The organism is Bradyrhizobium sp. DN3, assembly GCF_041357655.1.
In the GTDB taxonomy this organism is placed as follows: Bacteria; Pseudomonadota; Alphaproteobacteria; order Rhizobiales; family Xanthobacteraceae; genus Bradyrhizobium.
In genome coordinates, this window is sequence record NZ_JAULLN010000008.1 from 150,053 (window position 1) to 167,641 (window position 17,589).

The 17,589-nt window shown below is 64.1% G+C and carries 17 protein-coding genes; 8 read left to right on the forward strand and 9 right to left on the reverse strand.

Annotation, left to right across the window (positions count from 1 at the left end):
• Positions 1-138: 138 nt before the first annotated feature.
• Complete coding sequence (locus AAE027_RS14365; RefSeq protein WP_370985935.1) at positions 139-771, reverse strand: TetR/AcrR family transcriptional regulator; 633 nt, start codon at positions 769-771, stop codon at positions 139-141.
• 121 nt (positions 772-892) lie between these two features.
• Here AAE027_RS14365 and AAE027_RS14370 point away from each other — a divergent pair, with 121 nt between their 5' ends.
• Positions 893-1,858, forward strand: a complete 966-nt coding sequence (locus AAE027_RS14370) for an alpha/beta hydrolase fold domain-containing protein (RefSeq protein WP_370985936.1) — start codon at positions 893-895, stop codon at positions 1,856-1,858.
• A 122-nt stretch (positions 1,859-1,980) separates the two neighbouring features.
• Here the strand turns inward: AAE027_RS14370 and AAE027_RS14375 are convergent, their stop codons facing one another.
• Positions 1,981-2,220, reverse strand: coding sequence for a hypothetical protein (locus AAE027_RS14375; RefSeq protein ID WP_091893297.1), 240 nt, complete (start codon positions 2,218-2,220; stop codon positions 1,981-1,983).
• Between the two features lie 418 nt (positions 2,221-2,638).
• Between AAE027_RS14375 and AAE027_RS14380 the strand changes: the two genes are divergently transcribed.
• Both AAE027_RS14380 and AAE027_RS14385 read left to right on the forward strand, forming a co-directional pair.
• Positions 2,639-3,610, forward strand: a complete 972-nt coding sequence (locus AAE027_RS14380) for an SDR family NAD(P)-dependent oxidoreductase (protein ID WP_370986056.1) — start codon at positions 2,639-2,641, stop codon at positions 3,608-3,610.
• Positions 3,611-3,870: 260 nt separating this feature from the next.
• Complete coding sequence (locus AAE027_RS14385; RefSeq protein ID WP_370985938.1) at positions 3,871-4,983, forward strand: alpha/beta hydrolase family protein; 1,113 nt, start codon at positions 3,871-3,873, stop codon at positions 4,981-4,983.
• Positions 4,984-4,996: 13 nt separating this feature from the next.
• On the opposite strand, the gene AAE027_RS14390 is transcribed toward AAE027_RS14385, so the two are convergent.
• Positions 4,997-5,503 (reverse strand): MarR family winged helix-turn-helix transcriptional regulator, encoded by a 507-nt coding sequence (locus AAE027_RS14390; protein ID WP_164935046.1) that lies wholly within the window; start codon positions 5,501-5,503, stop codon positions 4,997-4,999.
• 408 nt (positions 5,504-5,911) lie between these two features.
• Here AAE027_RS14390 and AAE027_RS14395 point away from each other — a divergent pair, with 408 nt between their 5' ends.
• Positions 5,912-7,435: a porin gene (locus tag AAE027_RS14395; protein ID WP_370985939.1), complete on the forward strand. Its 1,524-nt coding sequence runs from the start codon at positions 5,912-5,914 to the stop codon at positions 7,433-7,435.
• Positions 7,436-7,698: 263 nt separating this feature from the next.
• Here AAE027_RS14395 and AAE027_RS14400 read toward each other — a convergent pair whose 3' ends face one another.
• The 3 genes from AAE027_RS14400 to AAE027_RS14410 form a co-directional block, all read right to left on the reverse strand.
• Positions 7,699-8,202: a GcrA family cell cycle regulator gene (locus AAE027_RS14400; protein WP_370985941.1), complete on the reverse strand. Its 504-nt coding sequence runs from the start codon at positions 8,200-8,202 to the stop codon at positions 7,699-7,701.
• 74 nt (positions 8,203-8,276) lie between these two features.
• Positions 8,277-8,474, reverse strand: coding sequence for a hypothetical protein (locus AAE027_RS14405; protein ID WP_007603456.1), 198 nt, complete (start codon positions 8,472-8,474; stop codon positions 8,277-8,279).
• 199 nt (positions 8,475-8,673) lie between these two features.
• On the reverse strand, positions 8,674-9,615 hold the full coding sequence (locus tag AAE027_RS14410) for an acetamidase/formamidase family protein (protein ID WP_370985943.1): 942 nt from the start codon (positions 9,613-9,615) through the stop codon (positions 8,674-8,676).
• 168 nt (positions 9,616-9,783) lie between these two features.
• On the opposite strand from AAE027_RS14410, the gene AAE027_RS14415 reads away from it, so the two are divergent.
• Genes AAE027_RS14415 through AAE027_RS14425 form a run of 3 tightly spaced genes read left to right on the forward strand, consistent with a single transcriptional unit; the run spans position 9,784 to position 12,578 of the window.
• Complete coding sequence (locus AAE027_RS14415; protein WP_176945865.1) at positions 9,784-10,551, forward strand: YdcF family protein; 768 nt, start codon at positions 9,784-9,786, stop codon at positions 10,549-10,551.
• Between the two features lie 56 nt (positions 10,552-10,607).
• The gene (locus tag AAE027_RS14420; protein WP_128946720.1) at positions 10,608-11,390 is read left to right on the forward strand and encodes a DUF169 domain-containing protein; all 783 of its coding nucleotides are present in this window, start codon (positions 10,608-10,610) and stop codon (positions 11,388-11,390) included.
• 9 nt (positions 11,391-11,399) lie between these two features.
• Entirely contained in the window at positions 11,400-12,578 is a 1,179-nt protein-coding gene (locus AAE027_RS14425) for a saccharopine dehydrogenase family protein (RefSeq protein WP_370985944.1), read from the forward strand.
• Between the two features lie 159 nt (positions 12,579-12,737).
• Here AAE027_RS14425 and AAE027_RS14430 read toward each other — a convergent pair whose 3' ends face one another.
• Positions 12,738-13,934, reverse strand: a complete 1,197-nt coding sequence (locus AAE027_RS14430; protein ID WP_370985945.1) for an FAD-dependent monooxygenase — start codon at positions 13,932-13,934, stop codon at positions 12,738-12,740.
• A gap of 147 nt (positions 13,935-14,081) precedes the next feature.
• Between AAE027_RS14430 and AAE027_RS14435 the strand changes: the two genes are divergently transcribed.
• Entirely contained in the window at positions 14,082-14,552 is a 471-nt protein-coding gene (locus AAE027_RS14435) for a MarR family transcriptional regulator (RefSeq protein WP_370986057.1), read from the forward strand.
• On the opposite strand, the gene AAE027_RS14440 is transcribed toward AAE027_RS14435, so the two are convergent.
• Positions 14,527-15,780: an O-antigen ligase family protein gene (locus tag AAE027_RS14440; RefSeq protein WP_370985946.1), complete on the reverse strand. Its 1,254-nt coding sequence runs from the start codon at positions 15,778-15,780 to the stop codon at positions 14,527-14,529. The two genes, AAE027_RS14435 and AAE027_RS14440, sit on opposite strands and share 26 nt — an antisense overlap.
• 167 nt (positions 15,781-15,947) lie before the next feature.
• Positions 15,948-17,498, reverse strand: a complete 1,551-nt coding sequence (locus tag AAE027_RS14445; protein ID WP_370986058.1) for an undecaprenyl-phosphate glucose phosphotransferase — start codon at positions 17,496-17,498, stop codon at positions 15,948-15,950.
• Between the last annotated feature and the right edge of the window lie 91 nt (positions 17,499-17,589).

The window sequence follows — 17,589 nt, forward strand, 5'->3', positions numbered from 1 at the left end:
TGTAGTTCTTCGATGTCGAAACTGCTCGAGCTTCGCAATTTGCGTTAGCTGCCAGAACGCCCAGTCGTGCAAGGTCGAGATCAATAATCTTCTGGGACTTGTCGACGCTCCAGCAATGAGCGCTGGCAATATTGACTGCTAAGCGGTTGGTCGCAAATACCCCACCACCATCCTTGTCGTCTCGTCCACCAGCGTCCGCACCATCTTCTCCGACAGCATCTCGGCCTGGTTCAGCACGGTGTTGTGCGCGACGGCCTCGATCGCGCTGACGCAGATGAACGTCGCCAGGGCCGGGTCGATCTTGCGCATCTCCTTGCGGCGGCTTTCGAGATAGGTGCGCACGAGGGTGTGGACCTCGCGGTTGAAGGCTTCGACGTCTTTGAGCTGGCCGGTGCGCGGGATCTGCTCGGCGAGGACGCGGTGCAGTTTCGGGTCGATGCGATGGGCTTCGATCGCGACTGTGACGAGCTTGCGCACGGCATTCTCGATCGGCAGGTCGGCGACTTCAGCCAGCGCGGCGCGGACGAGGCCCATGATCTCCTCGTTGTGGCGCTCGATCACGGCGGCGACGAGGGCCTCCTTGCTCGGAAAATACTGGTAGAGCGAGCCGACGCTGACGCCGGCGATTTCGGCGATGCGGTTCGTGCTCGCCTTCTCGAAGCCTTCGCGGACCAGAATGCGAGCGGTTGCCTCGACCAGTGCGTCGACGGTGGCGCGGGATCGCGCTTGCGAGGCATTTTTCCGGGGTTTTGTCGGCGGTTTGCGCGCCATGGTGTCGAATCCGAATGCGAGTAGGAAAAGCGAGCGAATGCTCGCATTATATCCGCAAGTGGCAGCGGGTCGGCAAGCGTCTTTGTCGCCCTGAGAGATCAAGCCAGGCGGAGAGGTGGCCATGAGCGTCGCAAAGATGTTGTCGTCCCTGCAGTTTTGCCCTGACTTCGGTGCGCTACGCAGCGGCGATCCCGCGCCGAGCTTGCAGAGCCGTTGCTTCAATGCGCTGCTGCGGCAGCTTCCTTTCAAGCAGCAGCTCGCCTCAGCCGAAGCCGTGCAGGCGCATGTTGAGAAGCTCGCATTAGAGCCGGCCTCGTATGAGCCGACGGGACTGGGCCGCGGCGTCGAGGTGACGTTGACCAAGATGGGCGGCTGGCCCGTGTATTACACCGCGCCGTCGTCGGGCCATGAGGGCTGCAATCACGTCATGTTCCTGCATGGCGGTGGCTTCATCAACGAGATCGTGCCGGCGCATTGGCGCTTCATTGGCGAGATGACGCGGAAGGCGCGCGTCGTTTGCGTCGTGCCGATCTATCCGCTGGCGCCGCGCGCCACCGCCAAGGAGATCGTGCCGGCGACGGCCGAGCTGTTGCGCATGCTGCTGGAAGATGCGGGGGCCGCAAAGGTCACGGTGGTCGGCAATTCCGCCGGCGCGGGTCTTGCGCTCGCGGCCTGCCAGTGGCTGCGCGATCGCGGGCACCGGCAGCCGGCCCGGCTGGTGTTGATCTCGCCGGCGGCCGATGCCACGGTCAGCCGTCCGGAGCAGGTGGTGCTTGCGGCACGCGATCCCATTCAGGACATTCCGGGCATCGTCGAGGCGGGACGGCTCTATGCCGGCGAGCTCGATGTCGGTCATCCCTTCGTCAGCCCGCTCAACGGCGCGTTCCGCGCGCTCGCGCCGATGACGATCTTTTCGGGCACGCGCGACCTTCTGTATCCCGACAGTGTCGATCTTGTGGAGCGGGCGAGAGCGGTGGGTGTGGCGGTCGAGCTGCACCTGCTCCGTGACCAACCGCACAATTATGCGCTGATGCCGACGCCGGAGGGGCGACGTGCGCGTGCGCTCATTTTGCGCGCGGTAGCTTAAAGGAAGGGCGTGATCATTGTCACAGAGCGCGGCGGCCCAATGAGGGTGGCGCTATCGAGCCCATGCGGAGGGAGAATGGGCGCGCCTCCGGGGCGTTTCCTCGACGTCGTAGTTCTACGGGCCTACGCGTGGCCCTTGATCTCGTAATGGCCCGGCACGCATTTGTAGCGCTCGAGGCGCCAATTGGCGTGATAGATCGGATGCTCGCCCATCCATTTCGCCAAGGGCGCCTGTGCGCCGATCGCGCATTGCATCATCGACATCTCGGGCGTCATGTTGCTGTCGGTCACGATTTCCTCGACGCAACTGCCCGAGCTGATTGCGCTTAGCCGGCAGAGCACGGCAACGACGGTCACGAACATTCCTGTCACCTCATCGGTTGTTTCTGACCACGAAGAGGATGCAAGCGGAGTGCCAGAGCCTGTGACACGCAAACAACACGCTGGCCTGGCCGAATCGCCCCAGCGTTCGGAATTCATTTGACGATTCGGATTGTAAAAAGATTCCCCCTAAACCGAAGCCGGACAAATACGGGAACGGGGCAGCAATGCACAAATTATGGACCAGCGCCGCCCGGCGCCTTTCACGAGGCTTGCCCAGCCGTAACGGGTTGGCGCGCGTCGAAGCCGCACAATAGTCCGTCCGCCGAAATAACTGATGTCGGACATGGCAGCGCGCCGCTTTTACCTGCGGATGCGGCGCTGCTACAGTTTTGCGCGCGTTGCGGTGAGCGACGCTGTGACGAAGAAACATACCGACAAGGGGAGGGACCGAAGTCCCATGAAGGATTTTGCAGGAAAGATCGCGGTCATCACCGGCGGTGGCACGGGAATGGGGCGCGAGCTGGCGCGGCAGCTCGTGGCCGAGGGCTGCAACGTCGCGATGTGCGACGTCTCGGAAGCGGCGATGGCCGAGACCAAGCGGCTCTGCGAGGTCGAGAAGCTGCCGCAGGGCCTGCGCGTCACGACACATGTCGCCGACGTCGCGATCGAGGATCATCTGAGACGCTTTCGCGACGAGCTCGCCGAGCAGCAGAAGACGGACAAGATCCATCTGTTGTTCAACAATGCCGGCATCGGCGGCGGCGGCAGCCTGTTCACCAACACGCGCGAGCAGTGGGAGCGCACCTTCAACATCTGCTGGGGCGGCGTCTATCTCGGCGTGCGCACCTTCCTGCCGATGCTGGTCGCCGCGGACGAGGCCCACATCGTCAACACCGCGAGCGTCAACGGCTTCTGGGCCTCGATCGGCATGAACCAGGCGCACACCGCCTACAGCTCGGCCAAGTTCGCGGTGAAGGGATTTACCGAAGCGCTGATCAACGACCTCCGCCTGCACGCGCCGCACGTCAAATGCTCGGTGGTGATGCCCGGTCACATCGGCACCTCGATCGTCTCCAATTCGCGCAAGGTGCAGAGCAGTGACGGCTCGGACCGACTCAACGTCGACGAGGTCGCGCTGACCCGCAAGCGCATGGTCGCGGCCGGCGTGCCGGATGCCGACAAGATGTCGGACGAGGACATCCAGGCGGCGTTTGCCGAGCGCGCCCGCAGCTTTCTGGAGGATGCGCCGACGACTGCGGCAGCGGCCGCGAAGATCATTCTCGACGGAGTCAAGGCGGAGCGTTGGCGCATTCTCGTCGGCGAGGATGCCAGGCGCCTCGACGAGCGCGTGCGCGCCACGCCGGAGCAGGCCTACGACCGCGCCTTCTACGAAAGTTTTACGCAGGAGGTAGGCTGGCGGCTTGGCTGACCGCCCAAGAGGCGCGCGAATGTAGGTATGATAATCGTCATGGCAAGAGGTGCGCCGGTGATAATGCGTGCCATCTCTTGCCAATTTTCTTGCCAGTGTTCAGCGCCTTATGCCGAATTCGAATGTCACGCATGCGACGCGTCCGTGCGTTCAAGCGATGGTGATCTTGAATGGGTCTCATTTGACGCACGCCAGCTTGGTTGGCCAACCAAAATAGTCTAGTCAATCAGGGGTAACGCGACGATAGAGCGTAGCTCCCGATGATACCCGCATGCCTCTCCGACGACTGGACCCTTTGCCCGGAGAGAGAGGACATCTCCGCTGAATTCACGCGGCTGCTCACCGCGGCCCAGGAGGGCGGCGCCACGATCGCCGAATGCCTGATGATCGCGCGGCAGCTGAAGCGGGGCAACGATCAATCCTGGCATCGCGAGTGGAAGAAGCTGGCGCAGGCCAACCGGCAGCGTGCCGAAGCCGCCTTCGCGGAAGGCCATTTGGCGACGGCACAGCGCAACTGGCTGCGTGCGACGAACTACTATGGAGCAGCGGCGATGCCGCTCGACCCGGCCGACGAGCGCCGCTGGGTCGCAGTGCTCGCGATGCAGGAGTGCGCCCGCCGCTATTTGTCGGCCCGCGGTCCGGCCGGCGAGGTCGTGACCATCCCCTGGATCGACGGACATGCGCTGCAGGGCTACTTCCTGCCTGCGTCGTCGGGAAGGGGGCGGGCGCCGACCGTGATCTGCATCGGCGAGCCCGGCCACCGCAAGGAGGAGTTTCTGTTCAAGCTCGCGCCGCATGCGCGCGAGCGCGGATTCTCGATGCTGGCGCTGGACCTCTTCGGCGACCAGCGCGACGATTTTCTCGACGTGCTGCTGCGGCGCCGGGACCTCGAGAGCTCGATTCCCTGCGTCATGGACTATCTGGAGATGCGCAGCGATGTCGATTTCGGGCGCGTCGCGATCGTCGCGGACGGCTGGGGCTCTTCCTTCGTCGCGCGCGCGGTGTTGCAGGAGCCGCGGCTTGCCGCCGCCGTCTGCGACGGCGGGCTGTGGGATCTGCACGAGCGGGCCTTCTTCGCCAGCCGATTCGCGATGAGCGACGTCAGCATCGTGCCGGTGCCGCATGCCCCGCTGATGGCTTCCAGCGCCGACTGTCCCGTGCTGATCACGCTCGGCGAGGACGGCTGGCTCAAGGCCGATCGGGCCCGTCAGCTCGTCCAGAAATCTCGGCTCGGAAGCTCGGACGTGATGCTGAAGGTGTTCACTGCGGCGGAGACCGGCGCGGCGCAGGCGCATGCGGACAATCCCAGCCTTGCCAACGAATACATCTTCGACTGGCTCGAATCGCGGCTCGGCGCGGCCGGGCGGATCTGATCTAAAGCGCGCGTCAGAAGTCGAGGGTGAGGCGGACGCAGGCCTTCTCGAGGCGGGACTTCAGCATTGCGAGCTTGGCGGTGAATTCGGTGAGCTCGTGCTCGTCGAACTCCTGGAAGACGAATTCCTTGATGGTCTTGTACTGCTCGTTGAGGCTCGCCAGGTGCTTCTGCGTCTTCTCGGTCAGGGACAGCCGCACCACCCGAGCGTCGGTCGGCGAGGGGCGACGGCGCAACAGGCCCTTCTTCTCGAGCAGCTTGGACTGGGTGGTGACGAACGAGGGATCGACGTGGAGGAGCTTGGAGACGACGTTGACCGGGATGCCGTCGTCCTTGTCGAGGTCGGAGATGGCCATCAGGATCAGCCATTGCGGGCCGCTGATGCCGAGCGTCCTCGCCCAGAACTGACGCAGCTCCTCCAGGTACATGTTGATCGACGATATCTCCCAGGTGAAGCGCCTGATGATATCCAGATTTCCGATAGAGCGCAGGCGCGCACCCTCTTTCCTCGTTGCGGACACAGCGTCACTCCCGTGAACTGATTCTTCAGGCCGGTGTTCGTGGAAGGCCATAGTCCACGCAAGCCTGCCCTGACGCAAGTGCAGAGCAGGGTAATTTCGTCACTAAAACTACAAAGATGATCAGCTCAGCAGATTTGAGCTCACCCGTGGTGTTGCGCGCGGGGCACAGGTTTAGTGAAACAATAAAGCTGACTAAATAAACTATTTTGATTAGCGGAACAGCGTAGGCATATTGGCTGGCGACGGTGGGGGGTACCTCGATCGTCCCGTTGCAGGTGGTTCGCTCACGTCCCTCGCGTTGCAAGCGGGTGCGTCCGAAAGCGCGAAGCGGCCGAGCGGATTGAAGAGGCGGGGACCTGGGGGGCCTCACGGTCCAGTCTCCGTAAATGAGCAACTTGGAGGTTTTAAATGAAAGTAGTGAAGAGCCTTTTGCTCGGCACTGCGGCGGGTCTGATCGCCGTAGGTGGAGCCCAGGCGGCCGATCTTCCGGTCAAGGCCAAGGCGGTCGAATACGTGAAGATCTGTTCGCTCTATGGCGCGGGTTTCTACTACATCCCGGGCAGCGACACCTGCATCAAGCTGGGCGGCTATCTGCGTGCCGAAGTGGCGCTCAATGCCGGCGGCAACTACAGCGCTCAGTACAACGGCGTCTTCGCGGCGAACAACCGCCTGACGAACTACTACTCGATGCGCGCTCGTGAGGATCTCAACATCGATACGCGCACCGCGACCGAGTACGGCGTGGTCCGCACCTATTTCGATGCGGTCTTCACCTGGACGACTGGCAGCTATGTCGGCACCGGCTCTGCCACAGGTGCGACCGGCTACAGTGCCACGACGGCTGGCTCGTCCACCATCAACCCGACGGACGGCGGCATCTCGGGCGGATCGCTCGGCGTCTACTACGCCTTCATCCAATTCGCCGGCTTCACCATGGGTAAGTCCGTGTCGCAGTTCGACGCGCCCTGGATCAACTATCCCGGTAACAACTTCGACCAGCTGGTCGGCGGCAGCGGCTCTACCAACGGCGTCGCCCAGTTCACCTACACGGCTGATTTCGGCCAAGGCGTGTCGGCGACGATCTCGGCGCAGGACCAGACTCAGTTCTTCACGACCAACATCTGGAACACGGCCGGCATGAGCACCACCGGCGTCCTCGGCGGCGCCTACGGCTCGAACGACATCGGTGGCACCCGGTCGCCCGACATCGTCGGCGTCGTCCGTGTCGACCAGGCCTGGGGCCTGTTCCAGGCGTCGGTCGCCGCGCACGACAATCACGTCGGCTACTACGGCGCCACTGAAGTCACCGGTCATCCGGAAGACAAGTGGGGCTGGGCCGTCCAGCTCGCTCTGTCGATCAAGAACATTCCGACCGGCGCAGGCGACGTGATCAACGTGTCGGGCGTCTACACCGAAGGCGCGAGCCGCTACAACTTCCAGTCGCTGGCTGCGACCAGCTACTCGATGTTCGGCAGCTCGAATGCGGCGTATCAGAGTATCGGCTTCGCCGGCGTGTCTGACGCGGTGTTCGGCCCCGGCGGCAACCTCGAGCTGACCAAGACCTACGGCTTCCGTGGTGCCTACACCCACAACTGGAGCCCTTACTGGAACACGGCGCTCTACGGCGCGTGGGCTGCGGTCAACCACAGCGGCACGGCGAAGGGCCTGATCTGCGGCAGCGCCGCGTTCGCGACCCTGACCGGCACCTGCAACCCGGACTTCAACATCGGCCAGGTCGGTGTCATCACCCGCTGGACGCCGGTGAAGAACCTGACCTTCTCGGCCGACTTCACCTACAGCCATCTCGACCAGAAATATTCGGGCGTGATCACGACCGGAGCACTGACGAGTGTCGCCAAGCCCGCGGCAACGTATGAGCTGAAGGACCAGGACACCTACAGCCTGCTGCTGCGCGCCCAGCGCAACTGGTAAGCGCGCTCTTCGGACATGAAGCAGCCCCGGCGGGAAACCGCCGGGGCTTTTCTTACGAGAGGAATTCGGAAATCCGGCAAACACGCAGTCGATGAAGACGAGCCATGCGATTCGATCGTCCTCAGACTTATTTACTTACCTGAGTTACTAAGCTATATGGTTCTCAGCCGATTACGAAAGTTGCGGCTCTTAGCTTCACGCTAAGCCTCCAAGAACCTCCGGTGATGCCCCGCCGGAGGTTTTTCGTTTTGGGAATGGTTGTTTCAGCCGCGCATGGCGCGGCTGCGCGAGTTCGGCCGGTAGGCGAGGCGGCTGTGGCCGGCGCAGTAGGACTGGCCGTCGGGCGCAGTATTGCCGCAGAAGCAAAAATCGTCTTCGCCCGGCGTCGAGATCGGCCAGCGGCAGCGATTCTCGGAAAGCTCCAGCAGCGAGCAGCGGTTGGCGTCGTCGATCGGCCCTGTGATCACAGGCGCGTCGGTCTCGCCGTAGATCGTGGCGAGCATCTCATATTGCAGCCGCGGCACGGCCCTCGTCGCGCGCGCCGGCGCAAAGCCCCTGTCGTGAACCTTGCGCTCGTCGGCCGTCCGGCCCCGCGTCAGATTCAATCGGGACAGCTTGCCGATCACGGCGTTGCGGCTGACGCCGATGTCGGCGGCGATCTCGCGGCAGGAGAGGCCGGCCTCGAAATGCCGCTTCAAGAGTTCAATGCGTTCGTCGGTCCAAGTCTGTGAAGCAGTCTGTGAAGCAGTCGGGGAAACAGCAGGCATGTGTCACGGTCCCAGGTTGCGAGATGTCGGCCATCCGCCTCTCGAGATCCGTCCGCCTCACGTCCGGCGCGCGCTCACGTCCTGCCATTGTCGCGGATCGACAAAAGCCCGTCCTTGATGGCGAGACGGATGCCTTCCTCGATCAAGGTTCGTGCGACGCCGGGGACGCTGGTGCCGTGGGTGCCCTGTCTCACCAGTTTCTCCAGATAGGTGATGGTCGAGAGCGCCAAGGTTACGGGAATACGGTCAGTCTCGGCTTTTTCGGTGGCCATGGCCCGAACGCTAGCCTCTTACTCGGGTACATAAAAGTAACGATTAAGACTCTATTTAGGTTCAGGGGTGGAAGTCAAATCCGGGCCAGACCGGTGCATCAGCCCATTGGAATCGCTGGAGAAGTTCGGGCATGGCGCGGCGCGCCGCCCGAAAGCCGGGCGGCGGGATGCATTGACACGTCCAGGAAAGGGGGCTGGCTCAGCCGTGCACGATCGCCTTTTCGATCATGCAATGGATGCCCTTGGCGCCATTGACGGTCTGGGTCACCCGCAAATCGGCGGCCAGGCTGCACAGCGTATAGGCGTCCTCGCGCGACAAGTTTCGCGTCTCGCCGAGCAGCGCGATCATGTCGCGCAGCGCGCGCACCACGCACTGGTCAAGGTCGGGGTCCATCGCCATGGTCATGTAGTGCGTCGCCGTTTCGGCGCGGGGATAGTCGAACTTGAGATCCTTGCGCAGTGTCAGGCGGAAGCGGCCCCGGAGTGCGGTCTCGATCGCGGTGACGCAGACCTCGCCGTCGCCTTGCACGCCGTGGCCGTCGCCGCAGGAGAACAATGCGCCCGGCACGAACACCGGCAAATAGAGCGTCGCACCCGCACCTAACTCCTTGTTGTCGAGATTGCCGCCCATGGCCCGCGGGATCAGCGAGGAGATGCGGCCCCAGCTAGGTGGCGGCGACACGCCCATCACGCCGAAGAACGGTTTGAGCGGCAGGTCCAGGCCCCATGGCATGCGGCCGACCATCCGCGACCGGTCGAGCGGAATATTCAGGATACGCGTCTCGTGGAAATCGTCGGGCAGGGTGCCGGATAGCGGCTTGATCATGTTCCAGCCCCAATCCTGCCGGAGCTGGACGTCGAGGATCTCGACCGCGAGCACGTCGCCGGGCTCGGCGCCTTCGACCGCGATCGGGCCGGTGAGGATGTGGCCGGGCAGCATGCGCTCGTTCCTGGCGTGAACCTCGAACATCTCCGGCGGAATGTGAAACTTGTTGCGGTCGGGCAGCATGTCCGGACCGCCGCTGATGGTGTCGACCGTCACCTCATCGCCGCTGGCGACGGTGAGGACGGGCTTGAGCGCAGCTTCGAAGAAGCCCCAATGACAGGTTTCGGGGCTGGAATGCAGGTGGTGATGGGGCATTTGCCGCGTCCGGTTGGTTTCATCGGCCGCGGGCTTGACCCGACGATCGATCCTCTTTCAAGAAGATTTCCGAAGAAGGCCGGGCCGGTCAAGCCCGCGCATGACAGGCACGATCATTTCAGCGAGGCTCCCCTGTTTTTCGCTCTTTCCAAGACTCTCGGCGTCGCGCTGCTGCCGATCAATCTCCTGGCCGAGCTCGGAATCCTGTCTGTCGTGCTGATGGCGACGCGCTTTGCTGCGCTCGGCCGCAAGCTCGCCGTGACGACGCTGGTTCTGCTGGCGCTCGCGGCGTTCTCGCCGCTGGGCAATCTCCTGATCTATCCGCTGGAGTCGCGCTTTGCGCCGTGGGATCCGTCGCGCGGTGCGCCCGATGGCATCATCGTGCTCGGCGGCTCGGTCGACACCGATCTGTCGGCGGCGCATCGGACGTCAGTCGTCGCGCACGCGGCCGATCGTCTATTTGCGCCGGCCGAGCTTGCCCGCCGCTATCCCAATGCGCGCATCGTCTTCACCGGGGGCACGTCGAACCTGGTCTCGACCAACGCGAGGGAAGCAGATTATTCCGCGCCAGTCCTGGAGAATACCGGCATCGCGAAGGAACGCCTGATCCTCGAGCGGGACTCCCGCAACACCTGGGAGAATGCCATCTTCACGAAGCAATTGGTGTCACCGAAGCCAGGCGAGCGCTGGCTCCTGGTGACGTCGGCCTTTCACATGCCGCGCTCGATGGGAATCTTCCGCAAGGCCGGATTTGACGTCGAAGCCTATCCGGTGGACTGGCGAATGGGCGGACGTGACGATCTCTTCTCCTTCACCAAGATGGGCGCGGACGGCCTTGGCCGAACTGACGTCGCCGTGCGCGAGTGGATCGGCCTCGTGGCCTACCGCCTGATGGGCAGGACCGGCGAGTTGCTTCCGGGACCCACCAAGGACTAGAACGAGAGCCGTAAAACAAGAACAGACGGCGCGCGACCGCCGGCTCGGAGGACGCCATGCAACAGCAGAGTGCGGACAGGATCGATCTTGCCGGCCTCGTCGCCGATCTCAACAGCCTGCTGCGGCTGAAGACGACGGTGATCGGCATGAAACTGTTCGCGCGCGCCGCGGACATGGAGGCGATCCCAAAAATCCGGCGGCCGAACGCGATCCACACCACCGACCAGATCGTCAGCATGGCCGCGCGTCTGGGATGGACCGTCGGCATCACGGCCGACGATCTCGTGGGTGCGCAATGCCGCGCGGTTATCGGTCTTGCGCCGCAGGATGAAAAATGGCTCGCCGGCGAAAATTACGTCGGCGTGTGGCACGGCACGGCGGAAGATGCGCGCAAGCGTCAGGAAGCGCTGGACGTGGTGCCGTTCGGGCAGTATCAGGCGCTCGCCGTCAGTCCGCTGGCGAGCGGCCGGCTCGATCCGCCCGATATCTGCCTCGTCTACGCGACGCCCGGGCAGATGATCATCTTGATCAACGGGCTGCAATATACCGGCTACAGGAAGTTCGAATGGGGCGTGGTCGGGGAGACCGCTTGCGCGGATTCCTGGGGGCGGGCGCTCAAGTCCGGCGAGCCCAGCCTGTCCTTGCCATGCTATGCCGAACGGCGCTATGGCGGCGTGCCGGACGAGGAGATGCTGATGGCCTTGAAGCCCTCGCATCTTGCGAAGGCGATTGAGGGCATGAAGGCGCTGGCCAAGAACGGCCTGCGCTATCCGATCCCGCCCTATGGCATTCAAAGCGACGTCCGCGCCGGCATGGGCGTGAGCTACGCGAAAAAGTAAAGGCCGATCATGAGCTCTGCGAAATTCGACATCGTGGTCTATGGCGCGACCGGTTTCACCGGCCAGCTCGTCGCCGAATATCTGGCGGCGCATTACAAGGACGACAAGGCGCTGAAATGGGCGATGGCCGGCCGCAGCCTCGACAAGCTGAACTCCGTGCGCGAGGCGATCGGCGCGCCCGCGGATACGCCGCTGATCGTGGCGGATGCGGCCGATCCTGCATCGCTGAAGGCGATGGTGGCGCAGACCAAGTCGGTGATCACGACGGTCGGTCCGTACCAATTCTACGGCGAGGGCTTGCTTGCGGCCTGCGTCGCTGTGGGTTCGGATTATTTCGATCTCTGCGGCGAGCCGGTCTGGATGCGGCAGATGATCGACAAGTACGATGCGGCGGCCAAGGCCAGCGGCGCGCGCATCGTGTTTTCGTGCGGCTATGATTCCGTGCCATTCGAGCTTGGCACCTTCTTCGTGCAGGAAGAGGCCAAACGCGTGTTCGGCGCGCCGGCCGCGCGCGTGAAGGGCCGCGTGCGCGACATGCGCGGCACGCTGTCAGGCGGTACCGCGGCGAGTGCGAAAGCGACCTTCGATGCGGTTGCCAAGGACCTCAGCCTTGTTGCCATTCTCAACGACCATTTTGCTCTGACGCCGGGCTTCACCGGTCCGAAGCAGCCGAAGGGCAACAGGGCGTCCTATGAGGAGGATCTGCAATCCTGGGCCGCACCGTTCATGATGGCGCTGATCAACACCCGCAACGTCCATCGTTCCAACATGCTGATGGGCTTTCCCTACGGCAAGGAATTCGTCTACGACGAGATGGTTCTGACCGGTCCCGGCGAGAAGGGCGAGGCCAACGCGAAGCGCGTGATGGCGGCCAATGCCGAGAAGACCGGCCCGAACGCACCGAAGCCGGGCGAGGGGCCATCGAAGGAGGAGCGCGAGAACGGTCTCTTCAATCTGCTCTATGTTGCCATCGCACCGGACGGCCGCCAGGTGCGCGCCGGCGTCACCGGCGACCGCGATCCCGGTTATGGCTCGACCTCGAAGATGATCTCCGAATGCGCGATCTGCCTGCTGCGCGATGCGGCCGACGTTCCGCCCGGCTTCTGGACGCCGGGCGCAGCGATGCAGCACAAGCTGATCAAGCGGCTGGTCGAGAACGCGGGGCTGAGGTTCGGGGTGGAGAAGTAGGTGCTTTCTTCGCCTCGCCCCGCTTGCGGGGAGAGGCCGCCGCGCGAAGCGCGGCGGGTGAGGGGGAGCCTCCGCGAGTTCAATGCTCACCGTTTTCGCGGAGAGGGCCCCTCACCCTAACCCTCTCCCCGTAAGAACGGGGAGAGGGAGAGAAAGAAGCTACACCGCCCGCGCGTCATACGCATACATGAAGTCCATGCCCTTGGCGCCCAGCGGTAACAGCCACTTCAGCATCTGATTTCTGATCCACGCACCGGTCGCGCTGAACTCGCGCTTGCTGTTGCCGTTGCGGCGGGCCATGGCGACGATCTTTTCGGTGCGCGGGCGCCGCTCGGCCTCGAACGCCTGGAAGGTGGCGCTGAGCTCCTGGCCCTCCTGCATCAGCCGCGCGAGCCGCATCGCGTCTTCGAGCGCCAGTGAGGCGCCCTGGCCGGCATGGGGACTGGTCGCATGCGCGGCATCGCCGATCAGCAGCGAACGCTTGCGCGACCAGGTCGGCAAGGTCGCGACGTCGAGCGTGTCGGTGACGACGATGTTCTCGGCCGCTTCGATGATGTCGGGAATCGGATCGTGCCAGCCGCGGTGGAAACCGCGCAGATGCTGCTTCAGCGTCGCTGGGTCGAGCGCGCGGAACATCGTGGCGTCCATGCCGTGCGCCGGCTGCGTGCTCCACCACATCACGCCGTCGTTCGGATCGGGGCTGCAATAGCCGTAGCCGAAGAAGCCGCTTTGTCCGAACGTGGTCTCGACGTGACGGCCGATCGGCCTGCCGTCGAGCACCGCGTGCGGGACGAAGCCGACGAAGCCGATCAGTCCGGTGTCGAACGGTTGCGGCCCGTCCGGCACCACCTGGCGGCGCGCCACCGAGTGCACGCCATCGGCGCCGATCAGGAAGTCGCCCTCGGCCGTGGTGCCGTCGGCGAAGTAGGCGATGATCGGCTGGTCGCCGCGGTCCTCGATCTTGATCAGGCGCTTCTCGAAATAGAGCGAGACGCACGCGCACCAGGCTTTGTCGATCAGGATCTCGTTCAGCGTGGCGCGGGAGATGTTGACGGCCGGCTGGCCGAAGCGACGCGCCAAGTCGCGGTTGATCGAGCCCAGCTTCTCGCCGCCTTGCGAATAGAAATCGAAGGCCTCCGCGACCGATCCGCGGCTGATCAGTTCGTTCGCGAGGCCGATCTCGTCCATGACGTGCATGCCGTTCGGCGCGATCTGGAGGCCGCCGCCGATGCCCTTCGAATAGGGCCAGGCCTCATAGATCGCGGATTCGATGCCGGCGCGGCGCAGCAGGATGGCGGCCACGGGCCCGGCGATGCCGGCGCCGATGATCAGGGCCTTGCGGGGACGGCTGGACATGGCTTGCTCCCGAGGTTTCCGTGGTGCTAGGAGAAATTACGGCCACTAAATCTCTTAGTGGCTAAGATATATATCGAGTAAGAGAAGGGGCCGACCTTGTCAAGGACGAAGGCGCGCACGGCGTTGTTGCAGGAGCTCGAGGCGGCGATGCGCAGGTCGTCCGCGCAGGGCGTGCTCTACGGCCAGACCGTTGCGAATGTTGCCGGAATTGCCAATTCCGACCTCGAATGCATGGACATCCTCTATCTCGAAGGCCGCGTCACCGCGGGCCGGCTCGCCGAGGTCACGGGCCTGACGACGGGCGCGATCACGGGCGTGGTCGACCGGCTCGAAAAGGCAGGGCTGGTGCGCCGTGAACGCGACGAGACCGATCGCCGGAAGGTTTTTATCGCGGTCGTGCCGGACGCGGCGATGAGGATCGGTCAGTTCTACGTGCCGATGCAGCAGGCGATGGAGAAGGTGTTCGGCGGCTATTCCGACGAGGAATTGCGCTTGCTGCTACGCTTCGCCAATGATGGCTACAAGGGCGTGCTCGCAGCCACAGAGGCGCTCAAGAGCCTGCTCGACACGCCGCCGGAAAAGCGGCCCGCTCTCAAGCTGAAGAAGCTTCGTCGCTAGCCGCCTTGTAGACCTGCGCGGCCGCGATCATGCCCCACATCGCGCCCAGCATCATCCAGAAGTGCCGCCAGTGGTCGGTGTCGATCACAAAACTTTCGCCGACAGTGCCGACGAAGGCTGAAAATATCGCGAGATAGGCGCGCTGCCAGGGCACACGGACGAAGATGTGGCGGAAGCCCATGATGAGGGTGGTGAAGACCAGCGCGGGATAGCATACGCCGGAGAGCCAGCCGCCGGACATGAAGGCGTTGAGGTAGGAGTTGTGGGTGTCCTCGGGGAAGTAGCGGTGGAATTGCAGCGGGCCGATGCCGAACGGCAGGTCGAGCGCCATCTCCGCACCGAGGATGTGGCGGCCGAACCGGCCGAAGCGGCCCTCGTCATAGCTCTGATCGAAGCTGGCGCGTTGCTTGAACATCTCGGCAGTGGAGTCGAATGACAGCAGTGCTGCGATCAGCGCCAGCCCCAGCACCGCGGCGACGATCGCCATGATGATGATGCGCGAGCGCTGTGCGTTGGTGCGGCTGGTCAGCACCATCAGCGCCAGCATGAAGGCGGAGGTCAGCACCAGCCCGCCCCAGGCGGCACGGGAGAAGGCGAGCAGGATCGCCAGCGACATGATGCCGAAGGCGATGACGTTGCGGAACGCCTTGCCGAGCTTGTCCGAGACCACGCTCTGGAGCGCAAACAGCGCCGGCAGGATCAGGAAGGCGCCGAGCACGTTCGGGTCTTTGAACGTGCCGCGTGCGCGTCCGTAGAGTGTCAGGAGGTCGTTGCCGCCGGGAACCAGATGGAAGTAGCCGGCGACCGCCAATAGCGAGGCGACCATGGCGCCGACCACGAGCCCGCGGCGGAGCATGTCGAGCCGGGCCGCCGTATCCTCCGAGGTGACCATCGCGAAGAACACCACGGTCACCGCCATGTACCAGGAGGTCGCGATCCAGCTCACCACCTCGGACTGCTCGAACAGCGGGATCGCGCTGATCGTGTAACCGACATTGAGCAGGACCAGCAGCGCGACCAGCGGCATCAGCGCGAGCCTCAGCCGCAGGCCGGTGGCGAAGAAGGCGACGGTCGCGAGCAGCGTCGCGATCTCGTAGGGGCTCGGCTCGATGAACACGATCGCGCCGGACGCGCCGACCAGCCACACCAGCGCGCGCTGCAGCGCCAGCACGCCGGGCGCAGCCGGCGCGGCTAATTTCACTTCACCGGCTGTCGCCGCATAGGCCATCACACGCTCATACGCTTACGGTACTCGTCGTCACAACTTCCGCTGTCATGCTCCGCGAAAGCGGGGCATCCAGTACTCCGAGCCGTTCGTGGCAGTTCTCGCTGCCGGTGATTACTGGATCGCCCGGTCAAGCCGGGCGATGACAGCGTGGCTCGGGGGTAGCAACCTCAATACGCGTTCTCGTTCTTGGTCAGCAGCGAGATCGGCGTCTTCAGGAGAATGTAGAGGTCGAACAGCACCGACCAGTTCTCGATGTAGTAGAGGTCGAACTCGACGCGCTTCTGGATCTTCTCTTCATTGTCGATCTCGCCGCGCCAGCCGTTGATCTGGGCCCAGCCGGTGATGCCGGGCTTGACCCGGTGGCGGGCGAAATAGCCGTCGACGGCTTCGTCGAACAGCCGGCTCTGGAGCTTGCCCTGCACCGCATGCGGACGCGGGCCGACCAGCGAGAGATTGCCGGAGAACACCACGTTGAAGAGCTGCGGCAGCTCGTCGAGGCTGGTCTTGCGGATGAAGCGGCCGACGCGGGTGACGCGTGGATCGTTCTTGGTCACGACCTTCGAGGCGGTCGGATCGGCCTGATGGTGGTACATCGAGCGGAACTTGTAGACGTCGATCCGTTCGTTGTTGAAGCCGAAACGCTTCTGGCGGAACAGCACCGGGCCGGAGCTGTCGAGCTTCACCGCCAGCGCCACCAATCCCATCACCGGCAGGGCGGCGAGCAGCGCGAGGCTGCCGACGATGCGATCGAACAGCCACTTCATCACCAGATCCCAGTCGGTGATCGGTGCCTCGAACACGTCCAGCGTCGGCACCTCGCCGAGATACGAATAGGAGCGGGGACGGAAGCGCAGCTTGTTGGTGTGCGCGGAGAGGCGAATGTCGACCGGCAGCACCCAGAGCTTCTTCAGCATCTCCAGGATGCGCGTCTCCGCCGAGATCGGCAATGCGAACAGCACGAGGTCGACGCGGGTGCGGCGGGCGAACTCGACGATGTCGTCGACCTTGCCGAGCTTGCGCGCGCCGGCGCAGGTGTCGAGCGCGCGGCTATCGTTGCGGTCGTCGAACACGCCGAGCACGTGGATGTCGGAATCCTCCTGCGCCTTCAGCGCCTCGACGAGCTGCTCGCCGTTGCTGTCGGAGCCGACGATAATGGTCCGGCGGTCGAGCCGACCCTCGCGCGCCCAGGCGCGCACCAGCGAGCGCAGGACGAGACGCTCGGCCATCAGGGCGGCGAGCCCGAGGAAGTAAAAGGCGGCAAGCCACAGCCGCGACACTTCGCTGCCGAACTTGGCGAAGAACGAGATGCCGATGAACAGCAGGAAGACGACCGACCAGGACGAGATCATCCGGGTCAGCTGCCGAAGCTGCCCGCGGAACAACTGCACCTGATAGATGTCGGCGGCCTGAAAGCAAACCACGGCGGCGACCGCCACCGCAATGATCTCCGCAGGATAGACCCAGCTGAAGGCACCGGCGAGCGGCATGACATAGCCGACATAGAGCGCAATGCCGACGAGGCTGAGCAGCGCGAAGTCAGCCAGGCGGACGAAGCCGGCGATCACGATCGGTGAATAGGCGCGGGCGACCTTCTGATTGACGACCTCGAGCGCAGCGGGCGAGAGCCGGCGGCGGCGCTCCACAAAGGGTTGGGCAGCGGGCGTCGCCGCGGCGCTGGCCGCGGCATCGAGCATCGAGCGTGCGTTGAGCGGTTCCACGGGCATCCACGTCCATTCCAAAGCCCCGCGGCACGGCCTTGCGCGCCCGGGCGAGCATCCCCTGGGCCTTCGATTATCGAACAAATCGGAA

What these genes read in the sequence shown, in the direction of transcription:
- AAE027_RS14365 (WP_370985935.1), bottom strand. Translation starts at nt 771, where the DNA reads ATGGCGCGCAAACCGCCGACAAAACCCCGGAAAAATGCCTCGCAAGCG.
- AAE027_RS14370 (WP_370985936.1), top strand. Translation starts at nt 893, where the DNA reads ATGAGCGTCGCAAAGATGTTGTCGTCCCTGCAGTTTTGCCCTGACTTC.
- AAE027_RS14375 (WP_091893297.1), bottom strand. Translation starts at nt 2,220, where the DNA reads ATGTTCGTGACCGTCGTTGCCGTGCTCTGCCGGCTAAGCGCAATCAGC.
- AAE027_RS14380 (WP_370986056.1), top strand. Translation starts at nt 2,639, where the DNA reads ATGAAGGATTTTGCAGGAAAGATCGCGGTCATCACCGGCGGTGGCACG.
- AAE027_RS14385 (WP_370985938.1), top strand. Translation starts at nt 3,871, where the DNA reads ATGATACCCGCATGCCTCTCCGACGACTGGACCCTTTGCCCGGAGAGA.
- AAE027_RS14395 (WP_370985939.1), top strand. Translation starts at nt 5,912, where the DNA reads ATGAAAGTAGTGAAGAGCCTTTTGCTCGGCACTGCGGCGGGTCTGATC.
- AAE027_RS14400 (WP_370985941.1), bottom strand. Translation starts at nt 8,202, where the DNA reads ATGCCTGCTGTTTCCCCGACTGCTTCACAGACTGCTTCACAGACTTGG.
- AAE027_RS14405 (WP_007603456.1), bottom strand. Translation starts at nt 8,474, where the DNA reads ATGGCCACCGAAAAAGCCGAGACTGACCGTATTCCCGTAACCTTGGCG.
- AAE027_RS14410 (WP_370985943.1), bottom strand. Translation starts at nt 9,615, where the DNA reads ATGCCCCATCACCACCTGCATTCCAGCCCCGAAACCTGTCATTGGGGC.
- AAE027_RS14420 (WP_128946720.1), top strand. Translation starts at nt 10,608, where the DNA reads ATGCAACAGCAGAGTGCGGACAGGATCGATCTTGCCGGCCTCGTCGCC.
- AAE027_RS14425 (WP_370985944.1), top strand. Translation starts at nt 11,400, where the DNA reads ATGAGCTCTGCGAAATTCGACATCGTGGTCTATGGCGCGACCGGTTTC.
- AAE027_RS14430 (WP_370985945.1), bottom strand. Translation starts at nt 13,934, where the DNA reads ATGTCCAGCCGTCCCCGCAAGGCCCTGATCATCGGCGCCGGCATCGCC.
- AAE027_RS14435 (WP_370986057.1), top strand. Translation starts at nt 14,082, where the DNA reads ATGCGCAGGTCGTCCGCGCAGGGCGTGCTCTACGGCCAGACCGTTGCG.
- AAE027_RS14440 (WP_370985946.1), bottom strand. Translation starts at nt 15,780, where the DNA reads ATGGCCTATGCGGCGACAGCCGGTGAAGTGAAATTAGCCGCGCCGGCT.